We start from the raw sequence: 17225 nt of genomic DNA on the forward strand, positions 1-17225 counted from the left end.
CGGCTCGCCAACGAAAATAGGGACATTATGCAGATAATTGATTGCGACATTCGAGACGTCATCTCAGGGAGCAATGTTAGAGTCATGGCACCTGCGAATATTTACCAGTGTGTCATTCAGGATGACGTTTTCGTTGGGCCTTTTGTTGAAATCCAGAAGGGATGCGTTATTGGCCGCGGCAGCCGCATTCAGTCGCACACGTTTATCTGTGAAAATGTCACGCTGGGCGCAAATTGTTTTATCGGCCATAACGTTACCTTCGCCAATGACCTGTTCAAAGAGGGCGCGCCCGACCCCGAATCTTCTCACTGGATTACCATAAACCTCGGTGATAACGTGACGATAGGCAGTGGCGCCACCATTTTGACTGACTCTATTTGCAATGGAACGGTCATTGGCGCGGGAAGCGTAGTCGTAAAACCCATCACGGTTAAAGGCATCTACGCTGGAAATCCCGCGCGCCTTATTAGAGAGCTTTAACATCGCGTTAAGTCCTTCCCACCTGATAAACCTCACGCGACAAAACCCACGGGACAAAACCCACTCTCCAAACGTAAAAAAGGCACAATTTTCATTGTGCCTTTTTCAGTTGGCGGGACGAAATCCGCCGTTGTCCAACAGGTTAACTAGTCTTTATCGATCGGCGTAGAGCTGACGGATGAAAGGTAGTTGAGCAGGGCGATGTCGTTTTCGACGCCCAGCTTCATCATCGCCGACTTCTTCTGGCTACTGATGGTTTTGATGCTGCGGTTCAGCTTGCGGGCGATTTCGGTAACCAGGAAACCTTCCGCGAACAGGCGCAGAACTTCGCTCTCTTTTGGTGACAGACGCTTGTCGCCGTAACCGTTGGCGCTGATTTTCTCGAGCAGTTTGGCAACGCTGTCAGGCGTAAACTTCTTGCCTTTCTGCAATGCGGCCAGCGCTTTTGGCAGGTCGGTCGGCGCACCCTGTTTCAGCACAATCCCTTCGATATCCAAATCAAGCACGGAGCTCAGGATGGCAGGGTTATTGTTCATGGTCAGTACAATAATCGACAGCTGTGGATAGTGGCGCTTGATGTATTTGATAAGCGTGATGCCGTCACCGTATTTGTCACCTGGCATGGACAGGTCGGTAATCAGCACGTGCGCGTCAAGCTTGCTTAAATTGTTAATCAGGGCCGTAGAGTCTTCGAACTCTCCAACCACATTAACCCACTCAATTTGTTCAAGGGACTTACGGATCCCGAATAAGACGATAGGATGGTCGTCGGCAATAATTACGTTCATATTGTTCATGTGTTTAGCTACCTTGCTGCAGCAGTCTGGAGACAAAAGAATCGATCTGATTAATATTGTCTGAGATCATCAACACTTCACCTTCGGCGAGATGCTGTTCTAATTTTTCACACAGTTGCTTACCTGGCGTCAGGTTAAGCATGGCGAACACTCCCTTAAGCCTATGAGCTGTCTGGGAAAGCGATGTAAAATCACGACGTTGATTTTCATTATACAGTTTCTCTATATCTTCCGGTACTGTATCGACGAAAAGCGGGTAGTAATCGCTGGCGAGCAGCTGTCTTAGGTAGGCGTCAATTTCGTCGCCACCGGTACCGGAATCTGTATGGCCGGGTGCAAAATCGCCCGGCACGTGGAGAGGCGAAAGGGACGATTCGTTCTCGGCCTCTTCCAGCAGTTGCTGTTCAATGAGCAGCAACGTCGCGTCGATTAGCGCGCTGCCAATATTGTAATTGGCGCGCACATAACAATTTTCGAGCTTCTGATAACCGATTTCGTCGCTGGTGAGCAGCAGCGTATATTTGTCGCTGTTCTGCGCGTTATCAGTCAGCAGCACGTCATATTCGCGGGTCGGCTGGCGTTCATCGGCAACAATACAGATTGCGCCATAGCCGCTCATCACGCGAGTGACGATGCCGCGCACCTCGTCGGCGGTAATATCCAGCAGCACCGTCACATCTTCCAGCAGCCCTTCATCCGCCGTTTCGACCTCCGCCGCCTCGTGCGTCTGCCTGATACGCACAGTATAACGCGTGCCGATATCAATCTTGCTGCGAATCTCCAACTGTCCGCCCAGCTTTTTGCACAGCTGATTGCAGAGATAGAAGGTCAGGCCGGAGCCGTGATTGAAACGATCAACCAGCGTCTGGCTCAGGAACGGATAATTAAGGTTGCTGAGTTCTTCTTTCGACAGGCCGCTGCCGGTGTCGGTAATGTGGAACAGCAGCTGGCCCGGCTGATCGGGGTCCTGCTCGCTGGTCAGCGTAATTTTACCCAGCGAGGTCGCGACAATCGCATAATCAACCAGCAGCGCGAGAATTTTCTTCACTGCCAGCGGGTCACCAACGAAATTATCCAGAGGATTAAGCTGGAAATGGTTCAGCAGCACCAGGCCTTTCTGATTAATCTTCGGCAGCGCTTCAAGTAAAAGTTCGTCGATCAGCGCCGAAAGCGAGTAACGCTGCTGCGAAGGCTGCCAATCCTGCGTTTCGAGACGCGTGAGCAGAGTAATGTTATCGACCAGCGTCAGCACGTTGCGCGATTCACTTTGCAGCGTTTTTTCAATGTTGATGCGCTCGTCGACCAGCTCGGGAGAGGAGAGTTTATCGGCCAGCGTTTGCAGCTCAATCAGCGGCTGATGCAGCTCAATGCCGAGATTGTGCAGCATTAATTTACGCGCTTGCAGATTCTTGTCGTACTCGCGACGCGCCTGTTGCAGCGTTTTGTTAACCATCGCCTCGCGGTCCTGATCGTGCATCAGGAACAGGAAGGTATCGGGCGCTATCTGGCTGCGTACCATCCTGATTTCATAGACTTCATTATTGACCGTCGCCTGAATCACGCCGTGATGCTCTTCCGCCATATTGGCGATTTTATCGAGACTCAGGTGCGGCAGCAGTTGGTCGGCAATCTTGTTGCTAACCACTACGCTGTGACTGCTGAAATTATAAATCAGCAGGCCGACCGAAAGATTGGCAATAATCTCCTGATTCAACGATTGCTGAGTATGCAGCTGATGGGCCAGGTTTTCGCTCGGACGAATATACTTATGGCGGATCAGGTAGATACCCGCCATCGCCATGCCCAGCAGAATCACGTTAATCAGGATCAGCCAGAAATTATTGTGGGCCAGATCGACCGCCAGAGAGAGGACCGGAATGCGATAAGAAAGATTCAACGGCGAGTTGCTGAGCGGGGCAGAGAGGTAAATTGACCAGCCCTGCAGCGACATCGTGCTGCCCGCGTTAGGGTCTTGTGGCGCATCGCCTTCATTTACCGTGTCATTGTTGCTGGTCAGCGCGAAGTTGTCGCGCGCCATGCTCAGCGGGATCAGATCACTCATCGGCAGATCAAACGCAATAACCGTCGCAAGGTTGCCCGGATTGTTAAACGTGGTGCGCAGCGAGAAGAAATAGTCGTTGGCATTGCGCGACTTGCGCAGGTCGGAATAACTTTCGCGTTCGTCGAGCGTGTTGGCCTGTTGCAGCATTTCGGCGCGGCGCGCCTGCAACCCCGCGTAGAAATAGTTCTCTTTTAGCCGCGAATCCTGCTGTTGCAGCGCCTGCGTAGTGACCAGCATCAGGCTGTTGTCTTGGCCGTTCAGATAATACATCGAGTAGGGCTGATTTTTGGCGCCCCATTGGCTGTCAAGAAAAGTAGAAATCTTCAGGGTCAAATCAAGCGTGGCGGCGTCGTGCGTGCCGTAAATCAGCGCGTCGGTCTTCTGGCGCGGCTTGTTAATGAAAAACATATCCTGACGCAGTTTGACTTCCTGCACGTTGGCCGGAATTTGCGCCAGCGGCTGTCCGTTAAAATTATCGTAAATCTGATAGGTCAAATAACGGTAATGATCGATACGTTTTTGCAAACGATCGGCGGTATATTGCAACGTGCGCAGCTTGTCGTTGAGATACGCATTGGTGTAGTTATAGCCGTAAAGGCCGAGCCCCATCGCCAGCAGCAAAATGAAGATCCAGAAAAATCGCGTAATATTGGTCGACGTTAGCGATAAATATTTACTTGGCATGGTGGTGAGGCTTTTCCTTGTTTAGCGCGTAACGGCGCGAGCGCTGGCGGTAACCAGCAGCATGAGCGCGGCGACGCAGCCCAATGCAAACGACAAACTACTGAATTGTGCAACAAATCCGACTAGCGCGGGTCCGGCCAAAATCCCGGCATAGCCCAGCGTGGTGACCGAGGCGATCGCCAAATTGGCGGGCATGGTGGTCTGATTGCCCGCCGCGCTGAACATGATTGGCACCAGATTGGCGGCGCCCAGCCCGACCATAACAAAACCGACTGCCACCGCATAGAGGCTATCGACGCACACGGCCAGCAGCAAACCGCACGCGGCGGCAAGGCTGCCCACCAGCAATACTTTAAAACGGCCAAAATAGTTGACGGTTTTATCGCCGGTAAGACGGCCAATCGTCATTGCGACGGCAAACAGGGTATAACCGAGACCCGCGTGATCCGGATTAATGCCTCGCGCTTCGGTAAGAAACAGCGCGCTCCAGTCGAGCATTGCGCCTTCGCTCAGAAACATCACAAAGCACAGCAGGCCGAGAAAAATCACCCAGCCGCGCGGCATCACCAGCATCGGCTCGCCGCTTTTAGGTTTGGTATCCTGCCAGAAATCCTTGCTGATTCGCACTAGCGACAGCAGCACCAGCGCGATAACGATCAGGCTGGCAATTAAAGGCGATAAATTCAGCGTCAGCATGCCGCTTACCGCCAGCGCGCCGAGAATACAGCCGATGCTGAAAAAGCCGTGAAAGCCCGACATCATCGCGCGGCCGCTGGCTTTTTCAACCACCACGGCGTGAACGTTCATGGCAACATCGACCATGCCGATCGACATGCCGAAAATCAGCAGCGCCAGCGCCATACCGGCGGGCGTGTTCATTATCGTGAGCAGCGGCAAATCGAGGCAGAGGATCACCGTCGCTAAAATAATCACTGGTTTGCAGCCGAATCGGCCCGTCAGATAGCCGGTCAGCGGCATTGAAAAGGTCGACCCCGCGCCGAGGCACAGCAGCAGCAAACCCAGCGTACCGGCACTGATATCAAGGCGTATCTTAACGAATGGCACCAGAGGCGCCCAGGCTGACATGGCAAATCCCGAGAGCAGAAAAATAATCCGCGTGGCCATCTGCTGCGCGCGACCGGGCCGGGCTTCGCTGTTTGATTGAGGTAAAATCGATTCTGCAGGCATCTGATCGTCAATCCTTTTTATAATTCTATGAAATCCGTTTAGAGGATATAACGAATACTTATCGATAAAGGGTTTGCTTTCAATAAAAAAAGCCAGTTTTGGGTAAAACTGGCCGCGTATTTTAGCAGAAAGGTCAACGAAAGGTTATTTCCTGTCGTCTTAATCTGCCTATTGCAACGTAACGTCTTCATCAGGAAGGCGCGGCGCGCTGCTCTGGCGATACGGTGCGGTAAAATCGGCACCGTCAACTTTACGTTTATCCTGCCACAACCCCATGCGCGCGCGCAGTGAACCCTCAAGCTGGCCGATAGCCTGCCGCGCCACGTCGGATTCGGGATTTAGCTCAAGCACGAAATTCATTAACTGCCAGGCAATATATTTGTTCTTCTTGGTGCCGACGCCCTGCATCCACGCCATGCCGAGCGTATAAGCCGCCTCGAAACGTTCGGGATGGTGCTCGTCGGCGAGAATCGCGGGCAGCGTAATTTCAACGGCCTGACGTTTGTCTGCATCTGGCCCCAAATCCAGCGCGCAGCTGGCACGGAAATAGTCGGCGGAAGGGTGACCCGCGTCGATGGCGCGCTGATACCACTGCATCGCCTGATCGTAATCGACTTCACCGCCCAGCCCTTCCCGCAGCGCGTTGGCGCAGCTAAACATCGCCGGCACCAGCCCCGAACGCACGGCGCTCAAGACGCAGTCCAGCGCGTTACTCTCATTTTGCAGCGACTCGGGCACGTCCTGATGCCAGGCGTTGCGATAGAAAAAGAACAGCTCGTAGCTGTGTAGCGCACTGCCGCGACGGGCCATTTCGGTCATTAAATAGTGGGTCGCTTCAATATCATCATTTATAGCCATGTCGTGCGCCAGCACCAGTAGGTCTTTGCTGACACTCTCAACCGCCTGCTGCTGCTTCATCAACGCCCACGCGCGGTCCATCAAACCTTCGCTCAGCGAAGTATCCTGCGGCAGGCCATAAAGCCCGAACTCCACGGCGGCGGCGGCAAAGGCGGTGAGCAGCGCATCGTCGGCGCGATTAATGGCGCGCACCAGCAGCGAAGTGAGCACGGGCAAACCTTGCTGCTCTTCACTGGCGAGTACGGCGCGCGAAATAAACAGGGCGGCAAACTTGCTCGGCATAGCGTTGGGCGCAACGGCAAACAGCTCGGAATAGACCTCAAGTCCTGCGTTATCATCATCTTGCCAATAGGCGATGCAAGTACCCGCGAGATTTAACAGGGCAATTCGGGTATCAGGATCGAGAGGTTGCGCGAGCAGGGCGGCGAGGCGCTGCTGCAACTGCGCGGCACGCGGGGAGTCGCGATCGGCAATTTCTCCGGCCAGCGCGTCGAGCAGCGCGTTGGCGCGAAACTGATTGCGCTCGGCCTCGCTAAACTCCGCGCACAGCGGGCCATCGATAATCTGATTCTGCTGCTCGTCACCGCCGCCCCAGTACGTTGAATGAAACAGCAAATAAGACTCCATGCTGCCAACGTCGCTGTGACGCACCGACATCGCCATCCGTAGCCAGTAATCCAGCGCTTCTTCATCCTGACGGCGCGTCTGCTGCAGCGGCGCAGGAAGTTGTTGCGGCCAGTGCGTCGCCGGATTCACGCCCAGCTCATAAAGGTAGGCCGCGCCTTGCTGCCACACCGGGCTGTTTTGGATATTAAATTGTTCATGCAGCGGTTTGGGCTGCTCACCGGCGAACAGCGCGCGTAACCAATAAGGTTCGCCGAAGCCACCGCTCAGATTCATCATGTGCCTGAATGCGTGAGTTGGGCGAGGATGGCAGGCAATCGCGTTAAGAAACGCAAGCACCGCATAGTCACAGCACAGCTGCGCGCCGAGCCATTGGCTGTCTTCGACCTCGTGTTCAGGCCCGTTTCCACGGCGGATAACCCAGGCCTGTTCGTGCCAGAACATGCCTAGCAGGCAGTGAACGTGATAGCTGGTGGGACATTGCTGCTCCCAGTTACGCAAAATTTCCAGCCGCTGAATCGCCCCTTCATCTTTGGAAAACAGGGTGTCGGGATGCATGATCAGACCGTAAGCATTGCCGGCTTCACTCTGATTTTGCCAACCGCGCATTTGTGACAACAGCCACTCGTCGAGTTTGATAAAACGGCGGGTCGCCAGCAGCATTTGGGCCTTGGCGATGTTGTCTTGATTGTCCGGTTGTTGCATGCGATTCCTTTAGACCTGAGCGAGAGTCGAAATGTGCCAGTGTAGCGGCCCTGAAAGCTCGCTACAGCGGGATTGCTCTTATAGTAACGGAATCTGCCGCCGCCTTCTTGCCTAACTTAGGTTCAACGCCGGGATAAATTAGTCGTTAATTCGCCGTTTTAAGGCTCACTATTTAGCTAGCAACTATTAACAAAATCCTGATCATCGCGTGCGGTTATTTCTTCAAAGCCTTGGCGAATCGCCTGAATTCTCACGGCGTACCTATTTTATCGAGCGGCCTATAATAATTAATTAGCGGCGTAAAATAATGATAAGCTGCTCGAAATATCGCCTTTTAAAGATTAAGGATATTAATGGGATATTTTATACGTCGAAAGAGGTAGGCGAATGCGCAAAAAAAACCGACCAAAAGGTCGGTTGTCGTTTCCACAAATAGGGAATAAAGAAGGTAATAAATAACAAATAATGATGATAGCAGGAGAGAGTATAGGGTATTAGCCGATTTTTCATTTATCACTTAGTGCGATTTAGTTTTTCAGTATCTAACTGAATATCATCATTATTTATATTCTTTACCACAACGTGCTTTATTTTTGTTATTTACAATAAAGAGTATGGATAGTCTGAATTTACATGCTGATACATTTATTTATACTTATGAAACACTATCGCGAAGTCCGTATCATTTTCTTTCTGGATTAATAAACCTCTAATCCTGAGAATAGGCCCGCCTGTCGAGCATAACAATTTTTAAACATTTCCAAAGTATAAATCCGTGGCTACGGCTCGACACCCTAATGAGGATAGACCAAATGAAACTTCGCGTTCTTTCACTGTTGATCCCTGCCTTGATGATGGCAGGAACTGCAGGTGCAGCAGAAATCTATAATAAAGATGGCAATAAATTAGATCTGCTAGGAAAAATCGACGCCGAGCACTATTTTTCCAATGATGACGGCGTAGATGGCGACCAGTCTTATTTGCGTTTCGGCTTCGACGGGCAGACTCAAATTAGCGACCAACTGACCGGCTATGGCCAGTGGGAATATCAAGCAGCGTTAAACACTTCCGAAGCCGAAGGCACCGCCAACAGCTACACGCGTATCGGTTTCGCCGGGCTTAAATTCGGCAACAGCGGCTCGCTGGATTACGGCCGCAACTATGGCGTCATGTATGACGTAGGTTCCTGGACTGACGTATTGCCAGAGTTCGGCGGCGACACTTACGGTGCCGACAACTTCATGGAACAACGCGGTAACGGCATGCTGACCTATCGCAACACCGATTTCTTTGGCCTGATCGACGGCCTGAGCTTCGCCTTGCAGTATCAGGGCAAAAACGATAATCCAGGCGGCGAGACTTCCGGACGCTCCGTACAGGGCGAAAACGGCGACGGCTATGGCCTGTCAGCCACCTACGCGCTGGGTTGGGGCATCAGCGCGGCAGCCGCTTACAGCAGCTCGGATCGTACCAACGACCAGAACCAGCTGGACTATGGCCGCGGCGACAAAGCGCAGGCCGTGAGCGGCGGTCTTAAATATGACGCCAACAACGTTTACCTCGCGGCGATGTACACCCACACTGAAAACATGACCCGCATCGGCTCTGCCGACGACGACATCGACGGTTACGCCAACAAGGCCGACAACTTCGAAGCCGTGGCCCAGTACCAATTCGACAGCGGCCTGCGTCCTTCTCTGGCCTACCTGCAATCGCGCGGCAAAGAGATCGAAGGTTACGGCGATCAGGACATTGAAAAATATATCGATTTGGGCGCGACCTATTACTTCAACAAAAACATGTCGACCTTTGTTGATTATAAAATCAACCTGATGGATGACAGCGACTTTACCCGTGCAGCCGGTATCTCTACCGATGACATCGTGGCACTGGGTCTGGTTTATCAGTTCTAAGCCCGTCTCGCTATAGCTGATGAGCTTCTTGCAGCCTTTTCATCTCTCTTTCAGATAAGGCTCGAGACTTTCAAAGAAAAAGCACAGCTTCGGCTGTGTTTTTTTTGGCCGTTTGCTAGGATGACAAACCTACTTCATTGAAGAGAAAACCCGATGAATCAGAATAATGAAACCTTGCTTAAAAAGCCGCTGCCGCCGTTCACGCGTGAAAGCGCCACTGAAAAAGTCAGGTTGGCGGAAGATGCCTGGAACAGCCGTGATCCGCAGCGCGTGAGTCAGGTTTATTCAGCCGACACCTACTGGCGTAATCGCAGCGAATTTGTGACAGGGCAGTCGGGCGTGGTCGAGTTTCTGCAACGAAAATGGGTCAAAGAGCTGGATTACCGGCTGATTAAAGAGTTGTGGGCATTTGACGGTGAGCGTATTGCCGTGCGTTTCGCTTACGAATGGCACGACGATTCGGGTAACTGGTTCCGCAGCTTTGGCAATGAAAACTGGGCCTTTAACGAACAGGGGCTAATGTATCAACGTTACGCCTGCATCAACGATTTACCGATCAAAGAAGCTGACCGCAAATTTCATTGGCCGTTAGGGCGTCGACCCGACGATCATCCGGGCCTAAGCGAGCTGGGGTTTTAGTCCGACAGAGTTGAGCAGAATCAGGCCGATTTCTGCTGCATGAGATGCAGTGGCGGTGCAACATCAAGTTTAATATCAGGATTTTGGCGGAATTCGTAAGGCGTAATGTTAAAACGCTTGCGGAACATATAGGTGAAATGTGACTGCGAGCCGAAGCCGAAATCCATCGCGATATCAAATATGGTTGAGTCGCTGCTGCTCAATTGATAAACCGCGCTCGCCAGTCGGCGTTCACGAATATATTTGCCGAGAGAGATGCCGGTCGACTCTTTGAACAGTTTTTGCATGTGCCAAAGCGAGTAGCCGGAATATTCCGCCAGCTCCTCAAGATGGATTACTCTTCCCAAATGGCCTTCAATCCATTTGCTGAGAGCATTAACGACAGTAAGGTGAATATCTTGTGCCATAGCCGGTCAGTGATTGATTTCGATAAGTTGATTATACACAAATTCGCCGTGAAGGCGGACACAGCGAGCAGGTTGCACGGCGAGGCATTGGATTAACGGCGTTTTCACGGTCTATAGCAGCCTGCCTGTTTCTCTAAACGGCTAACCCCACGGACCGCTGCCGCGCATGTTCAATGCAATGACCAGCAAAAAGACGGCGATGAAAATCAGGGTGACAATAAATAACCTTTTCATAAAGATAGAATATATTCTGTCGAGGGTAATTAAATGAAAAGGTACAAAATTTCACGGTATAAATCTAGTCGGCCACCGTGAAATTCTGCCACTTTTACCTTAAATGACAGCTACCGTAAATTACAGCGCGCCTTTTTCTTTGAGTTTCACGGCCTTACTGCTTGAAGCGACCGTGGTTGGCGGCGTTTCAGGTACCAGCGCATCTGGCGCGATGTTCATGTGATTCAACACCTGACCCATAATATCGCCGAAGATTGGACCGGCTACCGAGCCACCAAAGTGACGTCCGGCCTGCGGGTTGTTGACCATCACCACCAGCGCCACGCGTGGGTTACTCGCAGGGGCAACACCGGCCGTATAGTTGATATAACCGCCGTCGTATTTACCGCTCGGGCCCATTTTTTCAGCGGTACCCGTTTTAATCGCCAGTCGATAGCCCGGCACTGCGGCGCTTAATCCACTGCCGCCCGGCAAGGCGTCGCTTTCCATCATGTGTACTACGGTTTCGACGACGTTTTTATCCATCACGCGGGTGCCCAATACTGGCGGCGTGACTTTGGTGATCGAGAGAGGGCGATAAACGCCAAATGAGCCGATGGTGGCGTATTCACGGGCGATTTGCAGCGGCGTGACGCGCAGTCCATAACCAAACGCGAAAGTGGCGCGTTCGATATCGGCCCAGCGTTCGCGGTGCAGCGGGAAATATCCCGAGCTTTCGCCGCCGATACCAAGGTCAGTCGGTTTACCGAGCCCAAAGGCGTGATACTGGTCGACCAGTACCTGCGCAGGCATGGCCAACGCGATGTGTGAAACGCCGATGTCACTGGATTTTTGCAGCACGCCCGTAATCGTCAGTGCCGATTCATGACCTACGTCGCGAATCAAGTGGCCGTTAACCGTGTACGGGCGCGTGTCGAGCACCGTATCTGGACGAACAATCTTGTGCGCGAGGCCCGACATCACCACGAGAGGTTTAACCGTTGAACCCGGCTCGAAGCTGTCACTTATTGCCACATTTCGCATATCTTTTGGCTGCGTGCCGGCATAGTTGTTCGGGTTGAAAGAAGGGTAGGAGGCCATGCCCAGCACTTCGCCGGTATTGACGTCAACCATCACCGCCGCGCCCGAATCTGCCTGGTTCAGCATCACGCCTTTGCGCAGCGCAGCATAAACCACGTATTGCACATAGCTGTCGATACTCAGGTTTACCGTCGGTGGCTGCTGAGGCGGCACGTCTTTCAATATGCCAATCACGTTACCGTGACCATCCTGACGGTATTCGCGCATGCCCGGTTTGCCTTCGAGCAAAGTATTAAAGCCGCGCTCGATGCCGGTCAAACCTTCATTATCAGTACCGACTACGCCAACCAGATTGGCCGATGCCTCGCTCATTGGATAATAGCGGCTGTCATCGTGTTGCAGAATAATGCCGCCAAGATGCAGTTCGCCAATGTCTTTGGCGATGCCTTGTTCGATTTTTCTGCCGAGGAACACGAAGCGACGTTTAGGGTCACTGGTAATGGTCTGCTGGAGCTGAGACAGCGGCATGTCGAGCGCCGAGGCCAGATATTGCCATTTCGGGCTATTCAGATCGCTATGCAGCTGTTCGATACGGAAGGGGTCGGCAATAACATCTTTTGACGCCACGCTCAGCGCGAGAGGATGGCCGTTGCGATCGACAATAGTGCCGCGATCGGCAGGAATAATTTGTGTGCGTAATGAGCGTTGGTCGGCCTGACGCTCAAGCATGGGGCGGTTGAGCAGCTGTAAATAGCCTACGCGGCCCAGCAGCAGCGCCATACAGACGACGATCCCCAAACAAATCAACGCAAAACGCTTGGAATAAAAATGAGGTTGGGCGCTGTTTTTCTTGGGATTAGGCATCGATTACTTCGCAAAGTCGTTAAAATATTTTATCTTCTGCGGCTATCTTATAATAAGCAGTCGCAGTGATATGTTTATTTCAATTGCGCTTTGTAAGTAAATAAGAACAGCTTATTCGTGAGAGAGCCATTCATCGGCTTCGTCAAACATCTCTTCAAGCATTTGATTCAGCTGTGACTTTTCTTGCTTGCTGACGCCGTGGGTGCTCAGGCCGTTTGCCTGCATGGCTTTCACCTTGATTTCCGCATCGGGAAACATGCGATGAACACGTTTAGTCAGTTCCCGAGTGATCTTTTCACCGGCGTCAGGAATACGCGCCACGTTTCGTTTGTCGTAACTCAGTTCAACCCGCATAGCCGCTCTCTATTGTTTCTGGGGATATCATTTTTTGGAAATGTATTGTTTGTGGAAATGTGTTGCTCGAAATACGTTTTGCTTTCGTAACCTACAACGCGTTCTGAAAGGCTCAAATAGCACGACGATTTGACTGGATAAATATACAGCTAAATGAGCCGCGGGCCAAGCATTTTTCTGTGCTTTCGCCACTCACTCTGGCCGCACTTTGCGCCATTAAAGGTTGTTAAATCATTAACGCTCGCGCTTGCTAAAACGACTCACTCCGCGCCACAGTCCTGTCACCACCAAACCCAGCACGGAAGCATACATGCCGAGCTGAACGACCGAGCCTGCAAGGCCCAACTCCGGCGGCATTTCACCCTGAACGCTGCCATCGGCAAGGCGATGCTGCTCGGGAAAAGCCAGAAAATAGATAAACGACAGGCTGCCAATACCCAGTAAAAAGCTGCACAGCAGCCAATAAAGTTTTTTCAGCCCCTTGGCGCGCACGGCGATACTGGTCGCTGTCCCAAAGAGGATAACGATAAAAATAATCGCCAGAATCAGTAATACGACATCCTGTTTCATCGGCTGTGTCTCCCTTGTTCTTTCCACTGTCTGCAGCATTGCCAATGCGATACTAATCGTCTGACTCCCCCGAGGCAATCGTTAAACAGGAGAACTCTTATTGTTACAGGGATTTATTGGCTTTAGGATGGACGCTTAATGACGAAAAGGAGAGCACCATGGGATTTTGGAGAATACTGTTTACCATCATTTTACCTCCGCTGGGTGTACTACTTGGCAAAGGATTTGGCTGGGCGTTTATTATTAATATTATTCTGACGCTCTGCGGCTATTTCCCCGGACTTATTCACGGCTTTTGGGTACAAACTAAAAAGTCCTGATAGCCTGATGAAAAATTGATAGAAAAATAAAGAATTGATAGTAAATAAGCCCCTCCGCTGTTCAAAGCCGAGGGGCTTTTTCATTCTATGGCTTCAGGATTTTATACCTCTATCCTTTTACCTCAGCACGCTTATTTGCTTCAACGCGTTTCTTAATAGACGCTTTTGATAAAGGCCAGCAGGTCATCATTTAACTGATCCTGATGCGTTACCGCGAAGCCGTGCGGCGCGCCGTCATAAGTTTTCAGATGGGATTGAGTAATGATTTCGGCCGCCAGTTTGCCCGTCGCTTCAAAAGGAACCACCTGATCTGCGGTACCATGAATGATCAGCGCCGGCACGTCTACTTTGGTCAAATCGTTGCGGAAATCGGTTTCCGAGAAGGCCGTTACACAATCAATCGTGCCTTTCAGCGAGGCCAGCAGCGCAATATTCAGCGTTTGCGTCAGCACACCGTCAGAAACTTCCATGCCTTTATTCAGGCCGTAGAATGGCGTGGCAAAATCTTTGATAAACTGCGCGCGGTCTTTACGCAAACCGTCACGGATCCCTTCGAAAACAGCAGGTTCGACACCTTCCGGATGATCGGCGGTTTTGATAAAGATAGGGGTCACGGCACCCAGTAATACCAGGCTGCTGACACGATCGGTACCGTAATTACCAATATAACGCGCCACGTCGCCGCCACCCATCGAGAAACCGACCAGCGTAATATCGTGCAAATCCAGGTGCTCAATCAGGCCGTTGAGATCGGCGGCAAAGGTGTCGTAGTTATAGCCTTCCCATGGCTGATCCGAACGGCCAAAACCACGGCGGTCATAGGCAATAACGCGATAACCACGCTCTGCCAGAAACGTCATCTGGCTGTCCCACATATCGGCATCCAGCGGCCAACCGTGACTGAATACGATCGGTTTGCCCGTGCCCCAGTCCTTATAATAGATGTTGGTACCGTCTTGCGTTTTGAATAAGCTCATGAGGTTCCCTTATTTACCGTAGATTGTGGACATTTATCGAAATAGAGGACCGTATTTGTTGATCCGCTATTGTTTAGTCATGACATCTCGTCTGGCAATAACATTAGCCCTCTTGTATCAATAAAGATAAGGCAAAATTTTTGATAACTTGTTGAAAATTTATCAATAACTGCGTAATAGCATGGTCAACACGTTGCCAAAGATAAAATTATAGCCGCTCTTTTGAGAGTTGATAAAACGGCAAGATTTTGGGGGAAGTGCTTAATGTGGGACGATAAACCTTTCAGGCTATTAACATTTCTTCATAAATGAAATATATCTCTCATCATAAATAGCGAGATATTACTCTCTGTTTATTAAGGTTTTTTATTAGCCCTAAGTTTTAGTGAAATAAGCTTTGCTGGCACAATCGCCAATTATTTCCTATAACTTTACCTATCGTAGAATATTTATTTCATTTTCTTTGGGAGTAATCGTTTTGTCATCTACAGAACTGCATAAAGACCACTCTCAGGAATTATCACCGACCTTTATTATATTTATCGTCACTGTCGCAGGGCTGGTCGACGCCTGTTTTTATCTGCACAGCAAAGATCTGCTGGGCGTATATGTGACGGGCGATACTTCTAAAATGGCGCAATTTTCACAACAGGGTAATCTGCAAAAAGCCTTGCCCTTACTCGGAATTATCGCCGCCTTTTTAGCCAGCACTACGCTCGCCGCGTGGCTGGGAAATCGGCTGGGGCGCTATCGTGCGCCTTTGATTCTGTTTGTCGTCGCGCTGTTTATTCTTGCTACCTGGCCCGCCAGCGCCCCCGATTATCCGTACGGCGTGGTGCTGTCGCTGGTGGTAGCGATGGGTTTTCTCAATCAGGCCTGTAGCAATGAGCCGGGCGTCACTTTTATTACCGGCACGCTGGTCAAGCTCGGACGCGGTTTGGCGAAAGGTAACGTGCGTGAAAGTTTGCCTTTGGCCCTGCGCTGGCTTGCCTGGTTCGTAGCCGCTTTTGTCGGCGCGTTTCTCAATCAAAATGTTCCGGCCTACGCGCTGCCTCTCATCGCTATCTGGTGTCTGCTGTTGGCGGTGGCCAGCGTATTCACCCAGCACGCCATCCCGCAGCGCGCCCCGTCATCCCGTCATGTTGGGCGTTGAATAGGTTCGCGAAATCTTTCACGAGCACTTTTTTTTGCAAAAAATGGAGAAGAATTATGTCAGATTCATCATCCACCCGCTTTTCAAACCGTCTATCAAATACGGGCCCCGGCACGCCTGCTGGACCTACGCTGCCTGTTGCCGCCGAAAATCTCGACCCTAAATCTATTGATGTTGGCGGCGTAGAGCAGGGCAAAGTCAGTTTCGAGAACTGGAAGGGCGAGGCCGATCGCCCCGAGCCTGAGCCACCGGTGATTTTGCCGCCTGAAAAAAGGCTGGGCATTGCAGTTATTGGCCTGGGTCGATTGACGCTAAATCAAATCTTGCCCGCTTTTCGCCAGAGTTTGCATGCCCGGCCCGTCGCGCTGGTTTCCGGTCGTCCCGAAAAAGCCCGCGTGGTTGCCAAACAGTACGGCATTGAGGAGTCGTCGATTTATGGCTACGACGAAATCGAGCGCATGGCGGAAAATAAAGAAATCGACGCCGTATATGTGGTGACGCCAAATGGCCGCCACCGTGACCACGTGTTGGCCGCCGCCAAAGCGGGCAAGCACGTGCTGTGCGAAAAGCCGATGGCAAATAATTCCGCCGAAGCGCGCGAAATGGTTGATGCCTGCAAGCAGGCCGGCGTGAAGCTGATGATTGCCTATCGCTGCCAGTATGAATTATTTAACGTTGAGGCGGCGCGGCTGACGCAGTCGGGCGAGTTGGGCCGTCCACGCATTATTCACGCCACTAATACTCAGGTTCATGGCTCTGGCGAACAGTGGCGGATCCGCGCGGCACTCTCCGGCGGCGGCGCGTTACCTGATATCGGGCTTTATTGCCTGAACGGCGTGCGTACCATGCTGGGCGAAGATCCGATTGAAGTTTATGCCCAGATTGTGAATCCCGAAGGCGACGCGCGTTACGCCGAAGTTGAAGAGACTATCTCTTTCACGCTGCGTTTCCCGTCGGGCGTGATAGCCAACTGTGTGACCAGCTACGGCGCGCACGAGTGTAAAGATATGGAAATTCGCCTCGAAAAAGGGTGGGTTTCACTCGAAAATGCATTTGCCTACGCGGGCCAGCGAATGTATGTCGCCCAGCGGCATGGCAGCGGCGAGCAGGTGAACGAAATCCGCATTTCGCCAAAAAATCAGTTTACCCTTGAAATCGACCACTTTGCCGACGGCGTGTTAAGCAATAAAACTTTCCATACGCCTGGTGAAGAAGGGGTGCAGGACCACCTGCTGATGGAGGCGATTTATCGCTCTGCCCGCGAAGGATTGCCGGTCAAGATTGACCACGATTCGGCGCACAAGCCTCTTCCGGCAAGCCAGCGTTAGCGTGATCATGAAAAACTTTCCCTGCAATAAAACTGTCACCTTGTAGTG

General features: G+C 51.7%; 15 protein-coding genes. 6 read left to right on the forward strand and 9 right to left on the reverse strand.

The window, feature by feature from the left end; translation table 11 throughout:
• The first annotated feature begins 27 nt into the window (after positions 1-27).
• Entirely contained in the window at positions 28-480 is a 453-nt protein-coding gene (locus tag SC206_RS15890) for an acyltransferase (protein WP_332738562.1), read from the forward strand.
• Between the two features lie 146 nt (positions 481-626).
• On the opposite strand, the gene rcsB is transcribed toward SC206_RS15890, so the two are convergent.
• The 4 genes from rcsB to SC206_RS15910 all read right to left on the reverse strand — a co-directional run bounded on the left by rcsB (position 627) and on the right by SC206_RS15910 (position 7398).
• The gene (gene rcsB, locus SC206_RS15895) at positions 627-1277 is read right to left on the reverse strand and encodes a response regulator transcription factor RcsB (protein ID WP_332738564.1); all 651 of its coding nucleotides are present in this window, start codon (positions 1275-1277) and stop codon (positions 627-629) included.
• Positions 1278-1281: 4 nt separating this feature from the next.
• Positions 1282-4023: a phosphotransferase RcsD gene (gene rcsD / locus SC206_RS15900; RefSeq protein WP_332738566.1), complete on the reverse strand. Its 2742-nt coding sequence runs from the start codon at positions 4021-4023 to the stop codon at positions 1282-1284.
• Between the two features lie 21 nt (positions 4024-4044).
• Positions 4045-5211, reverse strand: a complete 1167-nt coding sequence (locus SC206_RS15905; RefSeq protein WP_332738568.1) for an MFS transporter — start codon at positions 5209-5211, stop codon at positions 4045-4047.
• Between the two features lie 168 nt (positions 5212-5379).
• Positions 5380-7398: a DUF4034 domain-containing protein gene (locus SC206_RS15910; protein WP_332738570.1), complete on the reverse strand. Its 2019-nt coding sequence runs from the start codon at positions 7396-7398 to the stop codon at positions 5380-5382.
• 812 nt (positions 7399-8210) lie between these two features.
• Here SC206_RS15910 and ompC point away from each other — a divergent pair.
• Together ompC and SC206_RS15920 are read left to right on the forward strand one after the other, a co-directional pair.
• The gene (gene ompC, locus SC206_RS15915) at positions 8211-9311 is read left to right on the forward strand and encodes a porin OmpC (RefSeq protein WP_332738572.1); all 1101 of its coding nucleotides are present in this window, start codon (positions 8211-8213) and stop codon (positions 9309-9311) included.
• Between the two features lie 153 nt (positions 9312-9464).
• Positions 9465-9950, forward strand: coding sequence for a nuclear transport factor 2 family protein (locus SC206_RS15920; protein ID WP_332738574.1), 486 nt, complete (start codon positions 9465-9467; stop codon positions 9948-9950).
• A 20-nt stretch (positions 9951-9970) separates the two neighbouring features.
• On the opposite strand, the gene SC206_RS15925 is transcribed toward SC206_RS15920, so the two are convergent.
• From SC206_RS15925 to SC206_RS15940, 4 genes are all read right to left on the reverse strand, one after another.
• Entirely contained in the window at positions 9971-10357 is a 387-nt protein-coding gene (locus tag SC206_RS15925) for a helix-turn-helix domain-containing protein (RefSeq protein ID WP_332738576.1), read from the reverse strand.
• Between the two features lie 354 nt (positions 10358-10711).
• Complete coding sequence (locus SC206_RS15930) at positions 10712-12475, reverse strand: penicillin-binding transpeptidase domain-containing protein (protein WP_332738578.1); 1764 nt, start codon at positions 12473-12475, stop codon at positions 10712-10714.
• A gap of 111 nt (positions 12476-12586) precedes the next feature.
• Positions 12587-12829, reverse strand: a complete 243-nt coding sequence (locus SC206_RS15935; protein WP_332738580.1) for a DinI family protein — start codon at positions 12827-12829, stop codon at positions 12587-12589.
• A 234-nt stretch (positions 12830-13063) separates the two neighbouring features.
• Positions 13064-13399: a hypothetical protein gene (locus SC206_RS15940; protein ID WP_332738581.1), complete on the reverse strand. Its 336-nt coding sequence runs from the start codon at positions 13397-13399 to the stop codon at positions 13064-13066.
• A 158-nt stretch (positions 13400-13557) separates the two neighbouring features.
• On the opposite strand from SC206_RS15940, the gene SC206_RS15945 reads away from it, so the two are divergent.
• On the forward strand, positions 13558-13719 hold the full coding sequence (locus tag SC206_RS15945; protein WP_332738583.1) for a YqaE/Pmp3 family membrane protein: 162 nt from the start codon (positions 13558-13560) through the stop codon (positions 13717-13719).
• Between the two features lie 152 nt (positions 13720-13871).
• Here the strand turns inward: SC206_RS15945 and SC206_RS15950 are convergent, their stop codons facing one another.
• A complete protein-coding gene (locus SC206_RS15950; RefSeq protein ID WP_332738585.1) occupies positions 13872-14696 on the reverse strand; it encodes an alpha/beta fold hydrolase in 825 nt (274 codons plus the stop codon).
• A 478-nt stretch (positions 14697-15174) separates the two neighbouring features.
• Between SC206_RS15950 and SC206_RS15955 the strand changes: the two genes are divergently transcribed.
• Together SC206_RS15955 and SC206_RS15960 are read left to right on the forward strand one after the other, a co-directional pair.
• Positions 15175-15849: a YoaK family protein gene (locus SC206_RS15955; RefSeq protein WP_332738587.1), complete on the forward strand. Its 675-nt coding sequence runs from the start codon at positions 15175-15177 to the stop codon at positions 15847-15849.
• 56 nt (positions 15850-15905) lie between these two features.
• Positions 15906-17177, forward strand: coding sequence for a Gfo/Idh/MocA family protein (locus tag SC206_RS15960; protein ID WP_332738589.1), 1272 nt, complete (start codon positions 15906-15908; stop codon positions 17175-17177).
• Positions 17178-17225: the final 48 nt, after the last annotated feature.

Source organism: Rouxiella sp. T17, from assembly GCF_036663475.1.
Lineage (GTDB): Bacteria > Pseudomonadota > Gammaproteobacteria > Enterobacterales > Enterobacteriaceae > Rouxiella.